Source organism: Kitasatospora sp. NPDC059408, assembly GCF_042751525.1.
In the GTDB taxonomy this organism is placed as follows: Bacteria; Actinomycetota; Actinomycetes; order Streptomycetales; family Streptomycetaceae; genus Kitasatospora.
In genome coordinates, this window is sequence record NZ_JBHYWI010000173.1 from 1 (window position 1) to 4341 (window position 4341).

The following is a 4341-nucleotide window of genomic DNA, read 5'->3' on the forward strand; positions in this document are numbered from 1 at the left end:
CGAAGGCGGGTTCGGTGGCGAGGAGGTCGGTGGCCATGCCGGTCCACTGGCTGCCCTGGCCGGGGAACACGAACACCGTCTTCCCACCCGCAGCCACCGCGTTGGTCACCAGCTTCGGGTGCGGCCGCTCCGCCGCGAGGTCGTGCAGCGCGGCGGTCAGCTCCTCGCGGGAGCCCGTGACGACCGCGGCCCGCTCGGCGAAGGCGGTGCGCTCCGCCAGGGTGCCGGCGACGTCCGCGAGCGGGGCGTCCGGGTGCTCGGTCAGATGGGCCGCAAGGAGCCGGGCCTGGTCCCGCAGTGCGGACGTGGTCCGCGCCGAGAGGACGAACGGCAACTCCTCGGTGATCTCGGGAGCTTGACGGACGGTCGGCTCGACGTGCTCCAGGATGACGTGGGCGTTGGTGCCGCTGATGCCGAAGGAGGAGACGGCGGCCCGGCGGGGGCGGTCGGCCTCCGGCCAGGACTGACGATCGGTCAGGAGCTCGACGGCGCCCGCACTCCAGTCGACGTGCGGCGAGGGCTCGTCGACGTGCAGGGTCTTGGGCAGGACGCCGTGGCGCATGGCCTCGACCATCTTGATGACGCCGGCCACACCGGCCGCGGCCTGGGTGTGCCCGATGTTGGACTTGATCGAGCCCAGGTAGAGCGGCCGCTCCCGGTCCTGGCCGTAGGTCGCGAGGAGGGCCTGGGCCTCGATCGGGTCGCCGAGGCTGGTGCCGGTGCCGTGGGCCTCCACCGCGTCGACCTCGCCCGCCGTCAGCCGCGCGTTGGCGAGGGCCTGGCGGATCACCCGCTGCTGGGCCGGACCGTTGGGGGCGGTGAGACCGTTGCTGGCACCGTCCTGGTTGACGGCGGTGCCGCGCAGGACGGCGAGCACGGGGTGCCCGTTGCGCTCGGCGTCGGAGCGCCGCTCCAGGAGCAGCAGGCCGACGCCCTCGCCCCAGCCGGTGCCGTCCGCCGCCGCCGCGAAGGCCTTGCAGCGTCCGTCGGGGGCCAGGCCCCGCTGGCGGCTGAACTCCACGAAGAGGGCGGGCGAGGCGAGCACGGTGACGCCGCCGGCGAGGGCGAGGTCGCATTCCCCGTTGCGCAGCGACTGGGCGGCCAGGTGCATGGCCACCAGGGAGGAGGAGCACGCCGTGTCGACGGTGACCGCCGGGCCCTCCAGGCCGAAGGTGTAGGAGATCCGCCCGGACGCGATGCTCCCCGAGCTGCCCGTGCCGACGTAGCCCTCGAATCCCTCCGGCGCCGGGGTCAGGCGAGCACCGTAGTCGTCGTACATCACGCCGGCGAAGACGCCGGTGCGGCTGCCGTGCAGCGAACCGGGCTCGATCCCGGCGCGCTCGAAGGCCTCCCAGGCGGTCTCCAGCAGCAGGCGCTGCTGCGGGTCGATCGCCAGCGCCTCGCGGGGGCTGATCCCGAAGAACTCCGGGTCGAACTCGGCGGCGTCGTAGACGAATCCGCCGTACCGGGTGTAGGACGTGCCGGTGTGCTCGGGGTCGGGGTCGTAGAGGCCGTCCAGGTTCCAGCCCCGGTCCTGCGGGAACTCCCCGACGGCGTCGGTTCCTTCGGCCGCCAGGGACCACAGGTCCTCCGGCGTCCGCACCCCGCCCGGGTAGCGGCAGGCCATGCTCACCAGCACGATCGGGTCGTCCTCGGCCGGCGCGGCCGGGACGGCGGCCGGGAGCGCGGCCGGCTGCCGGCCGACCAGCTCGCTGCGGACGAAGTCGGCCAGGGCGAGCGGCGCGGGGTGGTCGAAGACGAGCGTCGCCGGCAGCCGCAGGCCCGTCGCCGCGTTCAGCCGGTTGCGCAGTTCGACGCCCATCAGGGAGTCGAACCCGAGCTCCTTGAACGGGCGGTGGACGTCGATCCCGTCAACGCCGCGGTGCCCCAGGACGGTTGCGCACTGGGCCCGGACCAGGTCGAGGACCAGCTGCTGCTGCTCCTGCTCCGACAGCCGGGCCAGCCGTCGGCCGAACCCGGCCCCGCGGGTGGTGGCCGCCCGGCGGCCGGTGCCGTGGACCAGGCCGCGGAACACCGCGGGCAGGGCCTCGCCCTGGGCCCGCAGGACGCCGAGGTCCAGTGCGGCCGGCACCAGGACGGCGTGCGGCGAGCCGAGAGCCGCGTCGAACAGCTCGCACCCCTGCCCGTCGGTCAGCGGCAGGATGCCGGTCCGGGACATCCGGGCCCGGTCCGAGCCGCCCAGCTCCCCGGCCATGCCGGAGCTCTGCTCCCAGAGTCCCCAGGCCAGGGAGGTGGCGGGGAGCCCCTCGGCCCGGCGGCGTTCGGCGAGCGCGTCGAGGAAGGCGTTGGCGGCCGCGTAGTTGGCCTGACCGGGGCCGCCGACCGTGCCGGCCAGGGAGGAGAACAGCACGAAGGCTTGGAGGTCGAGGTGCCGGGTGAGCTCGTGCAGGTGCCAGGCCGCGTCGACCTTGGGCCGCAGCACCGCGGCGAGCCGGTCCGGGTCCAGGGCGGTGAGCACGCCGTCGTCCAGGGCACCGGCGGCGTGGACGACCGCCGTCAGCGGCCGGTCCGCGGGGATCGAGGCGAGCAGGGCGGCCACTGCCGCACGATCGGCCGTGTCGCACGAGCCGAAGCTCACCGTGGCGCCCAGCTCCCGGAGTTCGTCCGCCAGCTCGGTCGCACCGGGAGCCTCGGCGCCGCGGCGGCTGACCAGGAGCAGGTTGCGCACGCCGTGCCCGGCCACCAGGTGGCGGGCGAACACCGCACCCAGCGAGCCGGTGGCGCCGGTGAGCAGCACGGTGCCGTCGGCGGGGAACACCACCGCGCCGGACTCGGGCGCGCCGGTCACCTTGGCGAGCGACTGCCGGAACAGGACGCCGTCCCGGAAGGCGAGTTGGAGCTCGTCGCCGTCGGCCGGTCCGGCCAGCGCGGACACCACCGAGGACCAGGAAGGCAGTTCACCGCCGACGTCCACCAGGGCGAACCTGTCCGGGTGTTCGTTCTGGGCCGACCGCACCAGGCCCCAGACGGCGGCCGCGGCCGGATCGGGGGAGGCACCGGACGCGCCCGCGGTCACCACCGCCAGGCGCGAGTCCGCGCACCGCTCGTCGGCCAGCCACTGCTGAAGCAGGAGCAGTACCTGCCGGGCCACCGTGTGGGCTGCCGCCGCCGCATCGTCCCCGGCCGTCCCGACCGGGGCGATGACGAGTTCGGGCAGCCGATCGGCCGCGAGCAGCGCTGCCAGGTCCGCGTGGACGGGGATCGACTCGGGCACCAGCGGGCCGAACCCGGCCGCGGCCGGGTCGCCGAGCACCGCGCAGTCGCCGACCGCCCGCTCCGGCAGGGCCGGCGACTCGCTCCACACGAGCCGGTAGAGCGGCGTTCCGGCCGCCTTGCCCAGCGCGGCGAGCTGGTCCGCGGAGACGGGCCGCAGGCCGAGCGAGCGCACCGTCAGCACCGGGGCGCCGGTCGGGTCCGTCAGGGCGAGCCGCACGGAGCCGTCGCCGTTGGGCGCGACCCGGACCCGCAGCTCGGTCGCGCCGGCGGCGTGCAGGACGACGTCCGACCAGCTGAACGGGACGACCACCTCGTCCTGGCCGGAGAGCAGCGCGACGGCGTGCAACGCGGCGTCGAGCAGGGCGGGGTGGAGGTCGAAACCACGGCCGGCGGCCGGCTCGCCGTCGACGGGCAGCGCGACCTCGGCGAGGACCTCGTCCCCGGCGCGCCAGGCCGCGCGCAGGCCGCGGAACGACTCGCCGTAGGCGTAGCCGCGTTCGGCGAGGTCCTCGTAGAAGGTGTCCACCTCGATGCCCGCGGCCCCTTCGCCCGGCCAGGCACCGTCGTCCTCGGCATCCGTCGTCGGCTCTTCGGGGGCGAGCAGGCCGGAGGCGTTGCGCAGCCAGTCGTCGTCGGCACTCCGGCGCGAGTGGACGACCACCGCGCGCCGGCCGGACTCGTCCGGCGCGGCCACCGCGACCTGGAACCGGACCGTGCCCTCGGCGGGCACCACCAGCGGGTTCTCCAGGGCCAGTTCGGCCAGCCGGGGGCTGTCCGACGGCGCGCCGGCGTGCAGCACGAGCTCGACCAGCGCGGCGGCCGGGAGCAGGACCGTGCCGAGGATGGCGTGGTCGGCGAGCCAGGGGTGGGTGGCGAGGGAGAGGCTGCCGGTGTGGAGCACGGCCTGGGTGTCGGCCAGTTCGACGGTGGACTCGAGGAGCGGATGGCCGGAGGCGTTGAGAGCGGGCCTGGTGCTGGGGTTGAGCCAGTAGGTCTGGTGTTGGAAGGGGTAGGTGGGGAGGGGTGTGGGGTTTCCGGTGGGGGTGGGGGTGGTGTGTCCGTGGGTGTGGAGGTGGGCGTGGGCGGTGGTGAGGGTGTGGTTTT

At 75.2% G+C, this 4341-nt stretch carries 1 protein-coding gene; it reads right to left on the bottom strand.

The window, feature by feature from the left end:
* The coding region (locus ACFXDE_RS43670) for a type I polyketide synthase (protein ID WP_380499772.1) at positions 1-4341 on the bottom strand (4341 nt) is incomplete at both ends.